The organism is Pseudomonas sp. G11, from assembly GCF_029457515.1.
GTDB lineage: Bacteria > Pseudomonadota > Gammaproteobacteria > Pseudomonadales > Pseudomonadaceae > Aquipseudomonas > Aquipseudomonas gorinensis.
In genome coordinates this window covers 7152501-7168858 of record NZ_CP120377.1, presented here as the reverse complement: position 1 = coordinate 7168858, position 16358 = coordinate 7152501, and the positions used below count along the sequence as shown (strand labels likewise).

18 protein-coding genes (1 of these 18 only partly in view) are annotated in these 16358 nt (G+C 59.4%); 9 read left to right on the top strand and 9 right to left on the bottom strand.

Translation table 11 applies throughout. From position 1 onward, the window contains the following. Positions 1-68: 68 nt before the first annotated feature. The 5 genes from trpE (at position 69) to P2T68_RS33075 (ending at position 4883) form a co-directional block, all read left to right on the top strand. Entirely contained in the window at positions 69-1550 is a 1482-nt protein-coding gene (gene trpE, locus P2T68_RS33095; protein ID WP_024077701.1) for an anthranilate synthase component I, read from the top strand. A 9-nt stretch (positions 1551-1559) separates the two neighbouring features. Beyond that, complete coding sequence (locus P2T68_RS33090; protein WP_168232753.1) at positions 1560-2153, top strand: aminodeoxychorismate/anthranilate synthase component II; 594 nt, start codon at positions 1560-1562, stop codon at positions 2151-2153. 9 nt (positions 2154-2162) lie between these two features. Beyond that, positions 2163-3212, top strand: coding sequence for an anthranilate phosphoribosyltransferase (gene trpD, locus P2T68_RS33085; protein WP_069077175.1), 1050 nt, complete (start codon positions 2163-2165; stop codon positions 3210-3212). Continuing rightward, a complete protein-coding gene (trpC, locus tag P2T68_RS33080; protein WP_024077698.1) occupies positions 3209-4045 on the top strand; it encodes an indole-3-glycerol phosphate synthase TrpC in 837 nt (278 codons plus the stop codon). The genes trpD and trpC overlap by 4 nt, the downstream gene beginning before the upstream one ends. Positions 4046-4187: 142 nt before the next feature. Then, positions 4188-4883 (top strand): lipoate--protein ligase family protein, encoded by a 696-nt coding sequence (locus tag P2T68_RS33075; protein ID WP_069077176.1) that lies wholly within the window; start codon positions 4188-4190, stop codon positions 4881-4883. On the opposite strand, the gene crp is transcribed toward P2T68_RS33075, so the two are convergent. Next, the gene (crp, locus tag P2T68_RS33070; protein WP_024077696.1) at positions 4880-5524 is read right to left on the bottom strand and encodes a cAMP-activated global transcriptional regulator CRP; all 645 of its coding nucleotides are present in this window, start codon (positions 5522-5524) and stop codon (positions 4880-4882) included. The genes P2T68_RS33075 and crp overlap by 4 nt on opposite strands. A gap of 248 nt (positions 5525-5772) precedes the next feature. Here crp and P2T68_RS33065 point away from each other — a divergent pair, with 248 nt between their 5' ends. Beyond that, positions 5773-6195: an OsmC family protein gene (locus tag P2T68_RS33065; protein WP_005792019.1), complete on the top strand. Its 423-nt coding sequence runs from the start codon at positions 5773-5775 to the stop codon at positions 6193-6195. 51 nt (positions 6196-6246) lie between these two features. Here P2T68_RS33065 and coq7 read toward each other — a convergent pair whose 3' ends face one another. The 6 genes from coq7 to hemJ all read right to left on the bottom strand — a co-directional run bounded on the left by coq7 (position 6247) and on the right by hemJ (position 10699). Beyond that, complete coding sequence (gene coq7 / locus P2T68_RS33060; protein ID WP_024077695.1) at positions 6247-6894, bottom strand: 2-polyprenyl-3-methyl-6-methoxy-1,4-benzoquinone monooxygenase; 648 nt, start codon at positions 6892-6894, stop codon at positions 6247-6249. A gap of 118 nt (positions 6895-7012) precedes the next feature. Then, positions 7013-7351 carry a histidine triad nucleotide-binding protein gene (locus P2T68_RS33055; protein WP_024077694.1) on the bottom strand — a complete coding sequence of 113 codons (339 nt, stop codon included), beginning with the start codon at positions 7349-7351 and terminating at the stop codon, positions 7013-7015. A gap of 45 nt (positions 7352-7396) precedes the next feature. After that, a complete protein-coding gene (locus tag P2T68_RS33050; RefSeq protein ID WP_024077693.1) occupies positions 7397-8185 on the bottom strand; it encodes an SDR family oxidoreductase in 789 nt (262 codons plus the stop codon). 63 nt (positions 8186-8248) lie between these two features. Then, the gene (locus P2T68_RS33045) at positions 8249-9211 is read right to left on the bottom strand and encodes a DUF805 domain-containing protein (RefSeq protein ID WP_024077692.1); all 963 of its coding nucleotides are present in this window, start codon (positions 9209-9211) and stop codon (positions 8249-8251) included. 71 nt (positions 9212-9282) lie between these two features. Next, positions 9283-10245, bottom strand: a complete 963-nt coding sequence (locus tag P2T68_RS33040; RefSeq protein WP_024077691.1) for a nitronate monooxygenase family protein — start codon at positions 10243-10245, stop codon at positions 9283-9285. 25 nt (positions 10246-10270) lie between these two features. Continuing rightward, positions 10271-10699, bottom strand: coding sequence for a protoporphyrinogen oxidase HemJ (gene hemJ / locus P2T68_RS33035; protein ID WP_024077690.1), 429 nt, complete (start codon positions 10697-10699; stop codon positions 10271-10273). A gap of 136 nt (positions 10700-10835) precedes the next feature. Here hemJ and argC point away from each other — a divergent pair, with 136 nt between their 5' ends. Next, entirely contained in the window at positions 10836-11870 is a 1035-nt protein-coding gene (gene argC, locus P2T68_RS33030; protein ID WP_024077689.1) for an N-acetyl-gamma-glutamyl-phosphate reductase, read from the top strand. Between the two features lie 165 nt (positions 11871-12035). Beyond that, positions 12036-12386 (top strand): iron-sulfur cluster insertion protein ErpA, encoded by a 351-nt coding sequence (gene erpA / locus P2T68_RS33025; RefSeq protein WP_003176443.1) that lies wholly within the window; start codon positions 12036-12038, stop codon positions 12384-12386. A 78-nt stretch (positions 12387-12464) separates the two neighbouring features. On the opposite strand, the gene P2T68_RS33020 is transcribed toward erpA, so the two are convergent. Beyond that, positions 12465-13556, bottom strand: coding sequence for an anhydro-N-acetylmuramic acid kinase (locus P2T68_RS33020; RefSeq protein ID WP_102623868.1), 1092 nt, complete (start codon positions 13554-13556; stop codon positions 12465-12467). Between the two features lie 3 nt (positions 13557-13559). Further along, positions 13560-14978 carry a peptidoglycan DD-metalloendopeptidase family protein gene (locus P2T68_RS33015; protein WP_277378818.1) on the bottom strand — a complete coding sequence of 473 codons (1419 nt, stop codon included), beginning with the start codon at positions 14976-14978 and terminating at the stop codon, positions 13560-13562. Positions 14979-15187: 209 nt separating this feature from the next. Between P2T68_RS33015 and tyrS the strand changes: the two genes are divergently transcribed. Continuing rightward, positions 15188-16358 carry the 5' portion of a tyrosine--tRNA ligase gene (gene tyrS / locus P2T68_RS33010; RefSeq protein ID WP_024077686.1) on the top strand. The gene runs 29 nt beyond the window's last position, so 1171 of the gene's 1200 nt are visible here — the first part of the coding sequence; it begins with the start codon at positions 15188-15190; its stop codon lies off the right edge, out of view.

The following is a 16358-nucleotide window of genomic DNA, read 5'->3' as shown; positions in this document are numbered from 1 at the left end:
GATCCTGGCCGCGCCCTGCGGCACGTTTGCATACCTGACTGTTAGACCCTCATGCCACGAGGCACACCATGATCCGCGAAGAATTCCTGCGTTTGGCCGCTGCCGGCTATAACCGTATTCCCCTGGCCTGCGAAACCCTGGCCGACTTCGACACACCGCTGTCGATCTACCTGAAACTGGCCGACGAGCCCAACTCTTACCTGCTGGAATCGGTACAGGGCGGCGAGAAGTGGGGCCGTTACTCGATCATCGGCCTGCCGTGCCGCACCGTACTGCGGGTGCATGACCATCATGTGAGCATTACCCATGATGGCGTCGAGATCGAAAGCCACGATGTCGAAGACCCGCTGGCCTTCGTCGAAACCTTCAAGGCGCGCTACAACGTGCCGACCATCCCTGGCCTGCCACGTTTCAATGGCGGCCTGGTGGGGTATTTCGGCTACGACTGTGTTCGTTATGTGGAAAAACGCCTGGGCAAATGCCCGAATCCGGACCCATTGGGCGTGCCGGACATTCTGCTGATGGTCTCCGATGCGGTGGTGGTGTTCGATAACCTCGCCGGCAAGATGCATGCGATCGTGCTCGCCGACCCATCCCAGGCCAACGCTTTCGAGCAGGGCCTGGCCAGCCTCGAAGCCTTGCTGGAAAAACTGCGCCAGCCGATCACCCCGCGTCGCGGCCTGGACCTCAGCCGTCCACCGGCGGCCGACCCGGTGTTCCGCTCCAGCTTTACCCAGGATGATTACGAACGCGCCGTCGATACCATCAAGGAATACATCCTCGCCGGTGACTGCATGCAGGTGGTGCCGTCGCAACGCATGTCCATCGACTTCAAGGCCGCGCCGATCGATCTGTACCGAGCGCTGCGCTGCTTCAACCCGACGCCTTACATGTATTTCTTCAACTTCGGTGACTTCCACGTGGTGGGCAGTTCGCCAGAAGTGCTGGTGCGTGTTGAAGACAACCTGATCACCGTGCGCCCGATCGCCGGTACACGCCCGCGTGGCGCGACCGAAGAAGCGGATTTGGCGCTCGAGGAAGACCTGCTCAGCGACGACAAGGAAATCGCCGAACACCTGATGCTGATCGACCTGGGCCGCAACGACACGGGGCGTGTCTCGGAAATCGGTTCGGTGAAGCTCACCGAGAAAATGGTCATCGAGCGTTATTCCAACGTGATGCATATCGTCTCCAACGTCACCGGGGAATTGAAAGCCGGCTTGACCGCGATGGACGCGCTGCGGGCGATTCTGCCGGCCGGTACCTTGTCGGGCGCGCCGAAGATTCGTGCGATGGAAATCATCGATGAGCTGGAACCGGTCAAGCGTGGCGTCTACGGTGGCGCCGTGGGGTATTTCGCCTGGAACGGCAACATGGACACCGCCATCGCGATTCGCACGGCCGTGATCAAGGACGGGGAGCTGCATGTGCAGGCCGGTGGCGGGATTGTCGCCGACTCGGTGCCGGCCCTCGAATGGGAAGAAACCCTGAACAAGCGCCGCGCGATGTTCCGCGCCGTAGCGCTGGCTGAACAGACCCCCAATTCTTGAGGTTTCCCCATGTTACTGATGATTGATAACTACGACTCCTTTACCTACAACGTTGTGCAGTACCTGGGGGAGCTGGGTGCCAAGGTCAAAGTGGTTCGCAATGACGAACTGACCGTGGCCGAAATCGCCGCCCTGAACCCGGAGCGCATTGTGGTTTCGCCGGGCCCCTGCACGCCGACCGAGGCGGGTATTTCCCTCGAAGCCATCAAGTACTTCGCCGGCAAGCTGCCAATCCTGGGCGTATGCCTGGGCCATCAGTCCATCGGCCAGGCCTTTGGTGGTGACGTGGTGCGTGCGCGGCAGGTGATGCATGGCAAGACCAGCCCGGTGTTCCATAAAGACCTGGGCGTATTCCAGGCACTCAACAACCCGGTGACCGTGACCCGCTACCACTCGCTGGTGGTCAAGCGCGAAACCCTGCCAGAATGCCTGGAACTGACCGCCTGGACCCAACTGGAAGACGGCTCCGTCGACGAGATCATGGGCCTGCGCCACAAGACACTGAACATCGAAGGGGTGCAGTTTCACCCTGAGTCGATCCTGACCGAGCAGGGCTACGAGCTGTTCGCCAACTTTCTCAAGCAGAGCGGCGGCACGCGCTAAGGACTTTCCATGGATATCAAGACTGCCCTGAGCCGTATCGTCGGCCATCTGGACCTGAGCACCGCTGAAATGAGCGATGTGATGCGCGAAATCATGACCGGTCAATGCACCGACGCGCAGATCGGCGCCTTCATGATGGCGATGCGCATGAAGAGCGAGAGCATCGACGAAATCGTCGGCGCGGTATCGGTGATGCGCGAGCTGGCGGACAAGGTCGCGCTCAAGACCCTCGACGGTGTTGTCGATGTGGTCGGTACCGGCGGCGACGGTGCGAATATTTTCAACGTGTCGACGGCGGCTTCCTTTGTGGTCGCGGCGGCTGGCTGCACCGTGGCCAAGCACGGTAACCGTGCGGTATCGGGCAAAAGCGGCAGTGCCGACTTGCTGGAAGCGGCCGGCATCTACCTGAACCTGACGCCGGTACAAGTGGCACGCTGCATCGATAACGTCGGTATCGGCTTTATGTTTGCCCAGTCCCACCATGGGGCGATGAAACATGCGGCCGGCCCGCGCAAGGACCTTGGCCTGCGTACCCTGTTCAACATGCTCGGCCCGCTTACGAATCCGGCCGGTGTGAAGCACCAGGTGGTGGGCGTGTTCAGCCAGGCGCTGTGCCGTCCATTGGCTGAAGTATTGCAACGCCTGGGCAGCAAGCATGTGCTGGTGGTGCATTCCAAGGATGGCCTGGACGAATTCAGCCTGGCGGCCCCGACCTTTGTGGCCGAACTGAAGAACGACCAGGTCACCGAATATTGGGTCGAGCCCGAAGACCTGGGCATGAAAAGCCAGAGCCTGCATGGCCTGGCGGTGGAAAGCCCGGCAGCCTCGCTGGAACTGATTCGCGATGCCTTGGGGCGTCGCAAGACCGAGAACGGCCAAAAAGCTGCAGAAATGATTGTTTTGAATGCTGGCGCGGCACTTTACGCGGCGGACCATGCCTATAGTCTTAAGGAGGGTGTGGCCTTGGCCCACGATGCGCTGCACACCGGTCTGGCTCGTGAAAAGCTCGAAGAGCTGGGAGCATTCACCGCAGTATTCAAGATGGAGAATGAAGGATGAGTGTCCCGACCGTTCTGGAAAAAATCCTGGCCCGCAAAGCTGAAGAAGTCGCCGTGCGCCGCGCACGCGTGAGCCTGGCCGAGCTGGAAAGCCAGGCGAAGGTCGCTGACGCACCGCGTGGTTTTGCCAACGCCTTGATCGCCCAGTCCAAGCAGAAGCAACCGGCGGTTATCGCTGAAATCAAGAAAGCCTCGCCGAGCAAAGGCGTCATCCGCGAAAACTTCGTACCGGCCGACATCGCCGTCAGCTACGAGAAGGGCGGGGCGACCTGTCTGTCCGTGCTCACCGATATCGACTTTTTCCAGGGCTCCGACGAGTTCTTGAAGCAAGCCCGTGCTGCGTGCAAGTTGCCGGTGATCCGCAAGGATTTCATGATCGACCCGTACCAGATTGTCGAAGCCCGAGCCCTGGGTGCTGACTGCGTGCTGCTGATCGTCTCCGCGCTGGACGACGTGAAGATGGCCGAGTTGGCGGCCGTGGCCAAAAGCGTTGGCCTGGATGTGCTGGTGGAAGTGCACGACGGCGATGAGTTGGAACGTGCACTCAAGACCCTCGACACACCGTTGGTGGGCGTTAACAACCGTAACCTGCACACTTTTGAAGTCAGTCTTGAAAACACCCTCGACCTGCTGCCGCGTATTCCACGCGACCGCCTGGTGATCACCGAGAGTGGCATCGTTAACCGCGCCGACGTGGAGCTGATGGAAATCAGCGGTGTGTACTCGTTCCTGGTGGGTGAGACCTTTATGCGTGCCGAGAACCCGGGGGCGGAACTGCAGCGTCTGTTCTTCCCGGAGCGTGGCGTGGCGGTCAGCGGTTCCACTCTCGATTGATTTGAAATGCGATCAACGTGTGGGAGGGGGCTTGCCCCCGATGGCGACGGTTCAGTTGGAGCATCCTTGACTGACACACCGCCATCGGGGCAAGCCCCCTCCCACATTTGGGTTTGTGTTTATTCAGATAGGTAGGTGCCCGTTGATCCAGCCAGTGTCGATGCTTGTTGAAGCAGGCCTTGCCGCCGAGCAAGCCTTGTTGACCGCCGTTTGCGCGGGTGAGCAGGAGTTTGGCCTGCTGTTCTGGCAGCCCAGTGATCAAGCCTTGGTGATGCCCCGACGTTTGAGTCGGCTGCCGGCGTTCGAAGCCGCCAGCCAAGTCTCAGCCGACGCCGGTTGGCCAGTGTTGCTGCGCGAAACCGGCGGCGAGCCGGTGCCGCAGTCCAACGCTACGGTCAATATCGCGCTGGTCTACGCGCCGCCACGCAGCGAAAGCGATCAGGCACGCATCGAAACCGGTTACCTGCGTTTATGTCAGCCGATCTGCGATTTACTCATCGAGTTGGGCGGCGATGCCTCCGTCGGAGAAATCGACGGTGCGTTCTGCGACGGTCGTTACAACGTCAACCTCAATGGGCGCAAGATGGTCGGTACTGCCCAGCGCTGGCGGCAAAGTGGTGGTCGCCCGGTGGGGTTGGTGCACGGTGCCTTGTTGCTGGAGAACGACCGCGATGAACTGATTGCGGCGGTCAATCGTTTCAATGAAGCCTGCGGTCTTGAACAGCGGGTGCGTGCCGACAGCCATATCGCGCTGCACGAAGCTTTCCCCGCGCCGGATGCGATCAGCCGGTTGGACACCTTGTATCGCCAGATGCTGGCCAGCTTCCTGCCGGGTTAACGGGTGCCGAACACCACCATCGTCTTGCCTTTGACGTGCACCAGGTTGCGTTCTTCCAGGTCCTTGAGCACGCGACCGACCATTTCCCGTGAACACCCGACAATGCGCCCGATCTCTTGGCGCGTGACTTTGATTTGCATGCCGTCGGGGTGGGTCATGGCGTCAGGTTGTTTGCACAGCTCCAGCAGGCAGCGGGCTACCCGACCGGTGACGTCAAAGAACGCCAGGTCGCCGACCTTGCGTGTGGTGTCGCGCAGGCGTTGGGCAATCTGGCCGCTCAAGGCGTAGAGAATATCGGGGTCCTGCTGGGCCAATTCGCGAAATTTCGCGTAACTGATTTCGGCCACTTCGCATTCGATCTTGGTCCGTACCCAGGCGCTGCGTTCCTGCTCTTTGCCGGCTTGTTCAAACAGCCCCAGTTCGCCAAAGAAATCCCCGGTATTGAGGTAGGCGATGATCATTTCGCGGCCGTCTTCATCCTCGATCAGGATAGTGACCGAGCCCTTGATGATGAAGAACAGTGTTTCGGAACGCTCGCCTGCGCAGATGATGTTGTGCTTGGCCGGGTGACGTCGGCGCTGGCAGTGCATCAACAGCTTGTCGAGATTCTTGATCTTGGGTATGGGAGTAAGAGCAACCATGGTTGTATCCCGAAAAGGCGGCGCGAGGTGATTTGGAGTTGTTGTATTCAGCGGTATCGGCATTGATACACGTTGTATGAAGGGTGGCAATACGCCATCGATTTGGCGCCAGCTTAACAGACGCTTTCTGACTCGATTAGCGAATTTACCGAGCGCGGCCGGTTGTTGATCCGCTTTCATGGGAAACGCTGTGGTTGCAAGCCCCTGTGCTAAGCTGGCGACCCTTTTTTAGCAGTGGAGTCTGGGCGATGAAGGCACGCATCCAATGGGCGGGCGAAGCCATGTTCCTCGGTGAGTCGGGCAGTGGCCATGTCGTGGTCATGGACGGCCCACCGGAAGCCGGTGGCCGTAACCTGGGCGTACGCCCCATGGAAATGCTCCTGCTTGGCGTGGGCGGTTGCAGTAATTTCGACGTGGTCAGCATCCTGAAAAAGTCCCGCCAGGCCGTTGAAAGCTGTGAAGCCTTCCTGGAAGCCGAACGCGCCACTGAAGACCCGAAGGTTTTTACCAAGATCCATATGCATTTTGTGGTCAAGGGGCGGGCGTTGAAGGAGGCTCAGGTCAAGCGAGCCATTGAGCTGTCGGCCGAGAAGTACTGCTCGGCATCGATCATGCTCGGTGCTGCCGGCGTGGCCATCACTCATGATTACGAAATCATCGAGTTGGGCTGATCGCCGTAACGGCAAAAAGAAGGGCGCTTTGAAAGCGCCCTTTTTTTCGGCCTAGATTCGGTAGGTGCTTTTGGTCATGACCTTGGCCAGCAGGCTCATGCCAAACCTCACCGGCGCGGGGAAGCGGAAGCCACCGGCATCCAGGGCACTTTGCGCATGGTGTTCTTCATCGGTGCGCATTTGCTCAAGAATCGCTCGGGATTTTTCGTCTTCGGCCGGCAGTTGTTCCAGGTGCTCATCAAGGTGCTTGCAAACTTGATGTTCTGTCGCTGCGACAAAACCGAGGCTGACTTTATCGCTGATCAGGCCGGCGGCAGCGCCAATTCCGAACGACAGGCCATAAAACAGTGGGTTCAGTACGCTGGGGTGGCTACCGAGTTGGCGAATACGTTGCTCGCACCAGGCCAGGTGGTCGATTTCCTCCTCGGCCGCATGCTCCATGGCTGCGCGCACTTGCGGCAGCTTGGCGGTCAGAGCCTGGCCCTGGTACAGCGCCTGGGCACAGACTTCACCGGTATGGTTGATGCGCATCAGGCCGGCGACGTGGCGGGTGTCGGTCTCGCTCATCTGCGCGTCGGGTTGCACGATGGCCGGCGACGGGCGGTACGGTGCGCCGCTGAAGGGCAACAGTGTGCGCATGGCCGTATCGGCTTGTAGCAACAGACGGTCAATCGGCGAGTAGTGACGTTGGGTAGTCATGCTGACCTCCGGGAAGAATCTCGGCGGCCAGTTTACCGCAAGAGAGGGCGAAGCGTTTGCGTTGAGTCAAGGGCATGGGGTCGCACGCGCTGGGCTGCGACCCGTCGATCGTGGGGTATCAGCCCGGCGGCCAGTTCATCTGGCGCTGACCCAGTACGTGCATATGGATGTGGTAAACGGTCTGTCCACCTTCTTCATTGCAGTTCATCACTACCCGGAAACCTTTCTCGCAGCCCAGTTCCAAGGCCAGGCGCTGGGCGGTAAACAGAATATGGCCAGCCAGGGCTTTGTCGTCTTCGCCCAGGTCATTCAGGGTGCGGATGGGTTTCTTCGGGATTACCAGGAAATGTACCGGCGCCTGTGGGGCGATATCGTGGAAGGCGAGGACCTGGTCATCTTCGTAAATGATCTTCGCGGGTATTTCTCTGTTGATGATTTTGGTGAACAGAGTATCCACAGCTGTTTCTCCATATGAATGTGCAGGGTGAGTGTACTCAGGCGGTCAGCGTGGGCAATAGGCCTTGTTGATCGCGCCGGCAATCTTGCGGGTCAGCCAGCGTGGGCTGAAGCGCGGGCTGAAGGCCAGCCAGCGGTTGCGCCGTCCGGGAATGATGATGGCTTTGTTCTTTTCCAGTGCGCGTACGGTGTAGAGGGCCACTTCTTCCGGGCTCATCAGCTGCTGGCTGCGATCGAGCTTGGCAGTGTCCATTTGCGCGGTGCCGAAGAACGCCGTGCGTGTCGGGCCGGGGCATAACACCGAGACCTTGATGCCACAGGTCTTCAATTCTTCGCGCAAACCTTCGGAAAAATGCAGCACATACGCCTTGCTGGCGTAATAGCTGCTCATCCACGGGCCGGGCTGGAACGCCGCAACCGAGGCGACATTGAGTATCTGCCCGCCGCCTTGCAACGCCATGGCATTGCCAAGGGCGTGACACATGCGCGTCAGTGCGAGGATGTTGACTTCGATCAGGTCCTGCTCGGTCATCCAGTCCTGGGCCAGGAACGGTCCGCTGGTGCCGATGCCGGCGCAGTTAACCAGCAAGTCGATCTGCCGTTCGCCTTCTTCAAGTTCCAGCAGGAACCCGGACAAGCGCAGTGGCTCGCCCAGGTCGCAGGCACGAAACAGCACCTCGACGCCAAAGCGTTGAGTCAATTCGATTGCAATGCTTTCCAACTGATCACGCTGGCGGGCCACCAGAATCAAGCTGCGGCCGCGACGGGCCAGTGCTTCGGCCAAGGCCAGGCCGATGCCGCTGGAGGCGCCGGTGATCAGAGCGTAACGGGTCATGCCTTTCTCCATCGCAACGCCGCCGAGCCTGTGACAGAGGCATCACAGGCGGCGGGCGTTTCTTCACTGTTCTGGAGAGTCTACAGGTTCGGCCGCTTCGTCAGCACTTTGCACGTCTTCTTCATCGACGATCACGCTTTGATCGGCGTCGTCATCGGAGGTGAGGGAACTGCTTTCGTAGCTGCTGTCCACGTTGGCTTCGAGCTGGTTCAGGTAGCCATTCATCCCCAGGGTCACCACGACGATGAGCACCAATGGGATAAACGCCAGCCATAGGGAGGCCAGCACTTTCACCGCCGTGGAGTTGCGCGGAGGTGGCGCGCCGTACTGGTTGGCGCCGGCGTTACCGGGCAGTACCAACAGCAGAAGCGGGAAGACGCTGTTCACCAGCGGAACCAGGTTCAGCAGGTACAACCAGCCGGACCAGCCCAGGTCGTGCAGGCGTTGCACGCCGATTTGCACGCTCACGACGACAAGCGCAACAAACAGCGCGAACCCCAGCAGCGAGCCGAGAATAACGGCGATCGTTGGCGAAGCGGTCGCGATCGCGAAGCCCACGGTGCTGAGGATGCCTGCTGCTACGAGCATCGCAACCGTCAGCACCAGCGTCCAGGCCAGGTAGCGCAGACGGCCGATGCGCCCATTGATGGTGAAGACCTTGAGGCTGGAATACTCCGGCAAGTCATCACCTACGGCAGCGCGTGGTGGAGCGTAGGGCGAAGCGGCAGGTCGGGAGAAGTCCGTAGCGCCCGAATCCGTCTCGTGAGTTTCAGCCAAGCTGAAGGCTACAGGCTGCTCGGCTTCGATGCGCGCATCGATGCCAGCGTTGTGCAGTGCAGTCAGGTAGGTTTCTGCGTCAGGCCGGGAAAGGTCGCGTTTCAACGCAACCGGGCGGCCGGTAAAAAGCTTCTCGATGGCCTCGACGTCGCTTTTGAACAGCTCGGCGAGGTTGAGTTTTGCCGTGGTGCTTTCGACACCTGGGAGCAAGGCTCCGTCAAACACGATCTTGAAACGGTTGTCGCTCATGCAGGCATCCTTGTCACTTAATCAGGGAGGGTGGGGCAAGCCTGCTTCGATTGGCAGGCCTGACAATTGGGTCAGCGTGGCCAGCGCAGTTGTGCCGCCTGCTCGCGCGCCTTGCGGTATTCGGCATCCAGGCGGGCAACGAGTTCATCGACGCTGGGTAAATCATCAATATCTCCGACGCCCTGGCCGGCGGACCACACGGTCTTCCAGGCCTTGGCCTCATCGCTCAACGGCTTGAGCTTGGAACCGAAGTTGACTTCGCCTTTGCCTTGCAGGGCGGCGAGGTCGAAACCGGCATTTTCCAGGCTCTGGCGCATAAAGCTGGCGGGGACGCCCGAGACCGCAGGAGTGTGCACGATGTCGGCGGCGCGCGCTGTGAGCAGCATCTCTTTATAAGCATCCGGGGCGTGGCTTTCGGTCGTGCCGATAAAGCGTGTGCCGAAATAGGCCAGGTCGGCCCCCAGCACCTGGGCGGCAAGAATTTCGTGCCCGTGGTTGAGGCAACCTGCCAGCAACAGGGTTTTATCGAAGAACTGGCGGATTTCGGCGATCAGGGCGAACGGGCTCCAGGTCCCGGCATGGCCCCCGGCGCCCGCAGCGACTGCGATCAAACCATCGACACCGGCCTCCGCGGCTTTCTCCGCATGGCGCCGCGTGGTGACATCGTGAAAGACCAGGCCGCCGTAGCTGTGCACGGCATCCACCAGTTCCTTCACGGCGCCCAGGCTGGTGATCACGATCGGGACCTTGTGTTCCACGCAGATCGCCAAGTCAGCCTGCAACCGTGGGTTGCTGTTGTGCACGATAAGGTTCACGGCGTAGGGCGCGGGGTTGTCCAACGGAGCCAGGCCCGCTTCGATTTCCTCCAGCCAGGCCTTGAAACCACTGCTTTCACGCTGGTTGAGCGCCGGGAAACTCCCGACCACTCCGTTGCGACAGCACGCCAGGACCAGTTGCGGGTTGGAAATCAGGAACATCGGCGCAGCCACCACGGGCAGGCGAAGACGTTGTTCAAGCAGAGCGGGCAGCGACATTGGAGGTACCCCGAGTCATTAGAAGTTAGAACGGTTTGACCACGACCAAAATTACGATAGCCAGCAATATCAGAACCGGGACTTCATTGAACCAGCGATAAAAGACATGGCTGCGGGTGTTTTCGCCACGGGCAAAGCGCTTTACCTGCGCGCCGCACATATGGTGATAGCCGATAAGGAGCACGACCAGGGTCAGCTTGGCATGGATCCAGGCACCCATCTGGAAGATGGCGGGGTTGAGCGCGATCAGCCAGATGCCGAACACAAGGGTGGCGACCATCGCGGGCCCCATGATGCCGCGATACAGCTTGCGCTCCATGACACTGAAGCGTTCCTTGCTGACCGTATCCTCGCTTTGCGCGTGGTAGACGAACAGGCGCGGCAGGTAGAACAGCCCGGCAAACCAGCACACGATGGCGACGATATGGAAGGCTTTGACCCATAGATAAAGCATTTTTAGTTATTCCCAGGTTCACGGTAGCTGAAGATAGTAGTGGCTCATGCGTCCTTACGTCACCTTGGCGGTTGTCGCAGAACGATGCGGCCCCTATTATCGACGGCTTTCCAGTGGGTTCGTTGAGGGCAGGTTTATGGTCAAGGTCGGTATCGTCGGCGGCACGGGTTACACCGGTGTCGAATTGCTGCGTCTGTTGGCTCAGCATCCGCAGGCAGAGGTGGTGGTCATCACTTCCCGATCCGAGGCCGGCCTGGCCGTGGCCGATATGTACCCCAACCTGCGAGGCCACTATGACGGCCTGGCGTTCAGCGTGCCGGACATCAAGACCCTGGGGGCCTGTGACGTAGTGTTCTTTGCTACGCCTCACGGTGTCGCCCATGCCCTGGCCGGTGAATTACTGGCGGCGGGCACCAAGGTCATCGACCTGTCGGCGGATTTCCGTCTGCAGGACGCCGATGAGTGGGCCAAGTGGTACGGCCAGCCGCACGGTGCGCCAGAACTGCTGGAAGAGGCGGTGTACGGCCTGCCGGAAGTCAATCGCGAGCAGATCAAGCAGGCGCGCCTGATCGCCGTGCCGGGTTGCTATCCCACTGCGACCCAACTGGGCTTCCTGCCATTGCTGGAAGCAGGCTTGGCCGATGCTTCGCGCCTGATCGCGGACTGCAAGTCAGGTGTCAGCGGTGCAGGCCGGGGTGCGGCGGTAGGTTCGCTGTATTCCGAGACGTCGGAAAGCATGAAGGCCTATGCGGTCAAGGGGCATCGCCACTTGCCGGAGATCCGCCAGGGGTTGCGTCGTGCCGCGGGCAAGGAGGTGGGCTTGACCTTCGTTCCGCATTTGACGCCGATGATCCGTGGTATTCACTCCACGCTGTACGCGACTGTCGTCGATCGCTCGGTGGATCTGCAGGCATTGTTTGAGAAACGTTATGCCAACGAGCCGTTCGTCGATGTAATGCCGGCTGGCAGTCACCCGGAAACTCGCAGCGTGCGCGGCGCCAATGTGTGCCGTATCGCGGTGCATCGTCCGCAGGATGGCGACTTGGTGGTAGTACTGTCCGTGATCGATAATCTGGTCAAAGGTGCGTCGGGCCAGGCTGTACAGAACATGAACATCCTGTTCGGCCTGGATGAGAAGCTGGGCCTGTCCCATGCGGGCATGCTGCCGTAAGGTTTCCCCGTTATTGCGCAAAAGGCCCGATCATCGGGCCTTTTGTGTTTTTAATGGCGGCTACGCAGATTGATATACCGTAACAATAGTTGACCGCTTTTCTAGGAGAAGCGGATAATACCGGCCATTACGCATATGGCGGCGCTACGCCGGGAGATTATCAGCATGAGCGTTGAATCCTTCACCCCCACGGCTTTGCAATTCACCCACGGTGCTGCGCACAAGGTGAAGAGCCTGGTCGATGAAGAGGGTAATGATCGCTTGAAGCTGCGCGTATTCGTTACGGGCGGCGGTTGTTCAGGGTTTCAGTACGGTTTTACCTTCGATGAAGATGTGGCCGATGACGATACCATCGTCGAGCGCGAGGGCGTCAGCCTGGTCGTAGACCCTATGAGTTTCCAATACCTGGCAGGTGCCGAGGTGGATTATCAGGAAGGTCTCGAGGGGTCGCGTTTCGTGATAAAGAACCCTAACGCCACCACCACCTGTGGTTGCGGGTCTTCGTTCTCGATCTGATCGATGGCGGATACAAAAACGCCGCTTGGCTTTGATCGGCCAAGCGGCGTTTTGCTGTCTGCAGATCCTGGAGGGCTGTCAGGCGGGGTAGATCGCGCCCAGTACCCGAAGACCGCGTGCGCCGGTGACGCTGGGGCGGTTGGCAGCAATGCCTTCCAGGCAGCAATGGGCCAGCCAGGCAAAGGCCATGGCTTCTACCCAATCAGGATCTACGCCGTAGGTGGCGGTGCTGCTGACTTGGGTCGCCGGCAGTAGCGCGGCCAGGCGGCTCATCAACGTAACGTTATGGGCGCCGCCGCCACAGACCAGTAGGGTTTCGGTCTGGTGTTGTGCGGTTTGCAGGGATTTGACGATGGTCAGGGCGGTCAGCTCCAGCAGCGTGGCTTGGACGTCCTGGGGAGCAAATGCTGGCAAACCCGCCAGATGTCGTTGCAGCCACTCGCGATTGAACACTTCGCGTCCGGTGCTTTTTGGGCCCTGTGTGACAAAGAAGGGGTCGCTGAGCAGGGTGTTGAGTAACTGCGATTCGACTTTACCGCCGGCCGCCCACCGGCCGTCACGATCAAAGTGCTCGCCGCGCTGCTGGTGAATCCAGGTGTCCAGCAGAACGTTGCCCGGGCCGCAGTCGAAGCCGGCTACAGGCTTGCCGGTCTCGATCAGGCTAAGGTTGCTGAAACCGCCGATATTCAGGACGGCGTGATTGCCGCTGCGTTCGCCAAACAACGCTTCATGAAAGGCGGGTACCAATGGCGCGCCCTGGCCACCGGCGGCCACGTCGCGGCTGCGGAAGTCGCTGACCACAGTGATGCCTGTCAGCTCTGTGAGCAGGGCAGGGTTACCGATCTGTACGGTAAAGCCTCGGGTGGGTTCATGGCGGATGGTTTGCCCGTGGCTACCGATCGCGCGAATGTCTTGGGGCTTGAGAGCTTGCTGCTCCAGTAAGGCATGAATGCCCTGGGCAGCCACTGTCACCCAATGCTGCTGGGCAATTGCCGAACGAGCGATTTCATCTGGGCCGCTGGCGCACAGGCTAAGCAGCTCGGCGCGCAGGCTGCCTGGCATGGGGATGTAGTGAGTGGCGATCAGCTTGATCGCCGAGCCCTGTTCGATCAAGGCTATATCCAGGCCGTCGAGGCTGGTGCCGGACATCACCCCTATATAGAGCGCCATGTCTTAACGCTTCGCCGAAGCCAGCAGGGTGGAGCGCTCCTGATCCATGCGCGCCATCAGCGGCTGGCTCTGTTGCATGAAGCGCGCACGCTCGGCCTTGGCGATGGGGTCGGCCATGGGTAGCTTTTGGCCCAATGGATCGACGTGTACGCCATTGACTTGGAACTCATAATGCAAGTGCGGTCCGGTAGACAGGCCGGTAGTGCCGATATAACCAATCACCTGGCCTTGCTTCACGATGCCGCCGGTCTGCACGCCCTTGGCGAACCCTTGCATGTGGCCATAAAGGGTACGGTAGGTGTTGCCGTGCTGGATGATCACGGTATTGCCGTAGCCTCCGCGACGACCGGCCAGCAGCACCTTGCCGTCACCGGCGGCCTTGATTGGCGTACCACGAGGGGCGGCATAGTCGACGCCTTTGTGGGCGCGGATTTTGTTCAGAATTGGATGCTTGCGGCCCATGGAGAATCGCGAGCTAATACGAGCGAAGTCGACAGGCGTGCGGATAAACGCCTTACGCATGCTGTTGCCATCGGCGGTGTAGTAGCTGCTGTTGCCTTGCTTGTTGGTGTAGCGAACTGCGGTATAGGTCTTGCCGCGGTTGGTGAAGCGTGCGGAGAGAATATTGCCGGTGCCGACCACTTTACCGTTGGCGACCTTCTGCTCGTAGATCACGTCGAATTCATCGCCTTGGCGGATGTCCTGGGCGAAGTCGATGTCGTATCCAAATACGCTGGCCATGTCCATGGTCATGCTATGGGACAAGCCGGCGCGTGCAGCGGACTGCGACAAGGAGCTGTTGATCACGCCGTGTACATAAGCAGAGCGCATCACCGGCTTGGTGGTGACACGATTGAAGGCAAAGCCCTTGGCGCCCTTGGTCAGGGTGATGCTTTCGAGGTCGCTGATGTTGCTGTGCAGGTTATTCAACTGGCCATCTGGGGTCAGTTCGAACTCAAGCTTCTGCCCGTGCTTGAGTTGGGTGAATTGCTTGGCCTGTTTGTCACTGGCCAGTACTTCATTAACCGTGGCGGCGGGCAGGCCGACCTTTTCGAACAGGGTCGACAACGTATCGCCTTTTGCGACGATGACTTCGCGGTGTTGCGGATTCTTGGCGACATCTGCTGCCGGGGCAGGTGCTGGTTTAGCTGCTTGCTGGGTGTCTTCTGGGCTGCTTTCTATCTGGGCGAACGGTGATTCAGTAGCGGTAGTTGTGGCTTGCTGTGCGTCGGAAGCGTCTTGATCTTGTGTCAGTTGCTCAACCGGGCTTTCCAGGTCAAGGCTCAGGGATGTTCGTTTGGCCTCTACATCACTGGAAGGGAATACCAGGAGCGCCAGGCTGAGAAGGGCGGCGATACCACTTGCTGCGAGCAGGTGGGTCTTCGGGTAAAGCGGCGGCGCTTTAGACGGTTCAGTGGTCATAGGTAATTTTGACTTTGAAGATGAAATGGAAAAGATGAATGACATGATGAAGATGAAATAACTGTATAAAATATAACCAAATCATCTGTGGTGCAAGCTCGCGAACGCTGTGCTTGCTGAACGGTGTCCGTGCGCAGGGCAAAACTTGTAATTAGTCCCTGATCTTGTATGGTTGGTTCCCTTTTGAATCTGAGCCTTGCGGGTCTGTTATGAAGTCGGTTGAAGAGCAGCTAGCGCTGATAAAACGTGGTGCGGAAGAACTGTTGGTCGAGTCTGAGCTGATCGAAAAGCTCAAGCGCGGCCAGCCCCTGCGTATCAAGGCCGGCTTTGATCCGACGGCGCCGGATCTGCACCTTGGGCATACCGTGCTTATAAACAAGCTGCGTCAGTTCCAGGAACTGGGGCATCAGGTCATCTTCCTTATAGGTGACTTCACCGGGATGATCGGCGATCCGAGTGGCAAGAGCGCAACGCGTCCGCCACTGACTCGTGAGCAGGTTCTCGATAATGCCGAGACCTACAAGACCCAGGTGTTCAAGATTCTCGATCCTGCCAAGACCGAGGTGGCCTTTAACTCCACCTGGATGGATCAGATGGGGCCGGCCGACTTTATTCGCCTGACGTCCCAATACACCGTGGCGCGCATGCTTGAGCGAGATGACTTCGACAAGCGCTACTCCACCAACCAGCCTATCGCGATTCATGAGTTCCTCTACCCGTTGGTGCAAGGGTATGACTCGGTGGCTCTGCGTGCCGACGTTGAGTTGGGTGGTACCGATCAGAAGTTCAATCTGTTGATGGGGCGCGAGTTGCAGCGTGCATATGGGCAGGAAGCCCAATGCATTCTGACCATGCCGTTGCTGGAAGGCTTGGATGGCGTCAAGAAGATGTCCAAGTCGCTGGGTAACTATGTGGGTATCCAGGAGGCGCCAGGCGTGATGTATGGCAAGCTGGTTTCTATCCCGGATGCGCTGATGTGGCGTTACTTCGAGTTGTTGAGCTTTCGTTCTATGGATGAAATCAACGCGCTGCGTGCTGAGGTCGAGGCGGGGGCTAATCCGCGCGACGTGAAGATCAAGCTGGCCGAAGAGATCGTTGCGCGTTTCCATGGTGAGGAGGCAGCTGCCAGTGCTCACCGTGCGGCAGGCAATCGCATGAGAGATGGCGAGCTGCCGGATGATTTGCCGGAGATCGAGTTGGTAGCTGCAGAGGCGATGCCGATCGCGGCTGTCCTTAATAAGGCGGGGCTGGTGAAGAACTCGGCGGTTGCACGTGACCTTCTGGGTTCGGGTGGTGTGCGTATAGATGGTGAGGTGGTTGATCGCACCTTTATATATGAGCTGGGTGCTACCCATGTTTGCCAGGCTGGGAAGAAGGCAT

Bases quoted from the DNA above. Each gene is read 5' to 3' on its own strand.
- trpE (WP_024077701.1), top strand. From the start codon at position 69: ATGATCCGCGAAGAATTCCTGCGTTTGGCCGCTGCCGGCTATAACCGT.
- P2T68_RS33090 (WP_168232753.1), top strand. From the start codon at position 1,560: ATGTTACTGATGATTGATAACTACGACTCCTTTACCTACAACGTTGTG.
- trpD (WP_069077175.1), top strand. From the start codon at position 2,163: ATGGATATCAAGACTGCCCTGAGCCGTATCGTCGGCCATCTGGACCTG.
- trpC (WP_024077698.1), top strand. From the start codon at position 3,209: ATGAGTGTCCCGACCGTTCTGGAAAAAATCCTGGCCCGCAAAGCTGAA.
- crp (WP_024077696.1), bottom strand. From the start codon at position 5,524: ATGGTTGCTCTTACTCCCATACCCAAGATCAAGAATCTCGACAAGCTG.
- P2T68_RS33065 (WP_005792019.1), top strand. From the start codon at position 5,773: ATGAAGGCACGCATCCAATGGGCGGGCGAAGCCATGTTCCTCGGTGAG.
- coq7 (WP_024077695.1), bottom strand. From the start codon at position 6,894: ATGACTACCCAACGTCACTACTCGCCGATTGACCGTCTGTTGCTACAA.
- P2T68_RS33050 (WP_024077693.1), bottom strand. From the start codon at position 8,185: ATGACCCGTTACGCTCTGATCACCGGCGCCTCCAGCGGCATCGGCCTG.
- P2T68_RS33045 (WP_024077692.1), bottom strand. From the start codon at position 9,211: ATGAGCGACAACCGTTTCAAGATCGTGTTTGACGGAGCCTTGCTCCCA.
- P2T68_RS33040 (WP_024077691.1), bottom strand. From the start codon at position 10,245: ATGTCGCTGCCCGCTCTGCTTGAACAACGTCTTCGCCTGCCCGTGGTG.
- hemJ (WP_024077690.1), bottom strand. From the start codon at position 10,699: ATGCTTTATCTATGGGTCAAAGCCTTCCATATCGTCGCCATCGTGTGC.
- argC (WP_024077689.1), top strand. From the start codon at position 10,836: ATGGTCAAGGTCGGTATCGTCGGCGGCACGGGTTACACCGGTGTCGAA.
- erpA (WP_003176443.1), top strand. From the start codon at position 12,036: ATGAGCGTTGAATCCTTCACCCCCACGGCTTTGCAATTCACCCACGGT.
- P2T68_RS33020 (WP_102623868.1), bottom strand. From the start codon at position 13,556: ATGGCGCTCTATATAGGGGTGATGTCCGGCACCAGCCTCGACGGCCTG.
- P2T68_RS33015 (WP_277378818.1), bottom strand. From the start codon at position 14,978: ATGACCACTGAACCGTCTAAAGCGCCGCCGCTTTACCCGAAGACCCAC.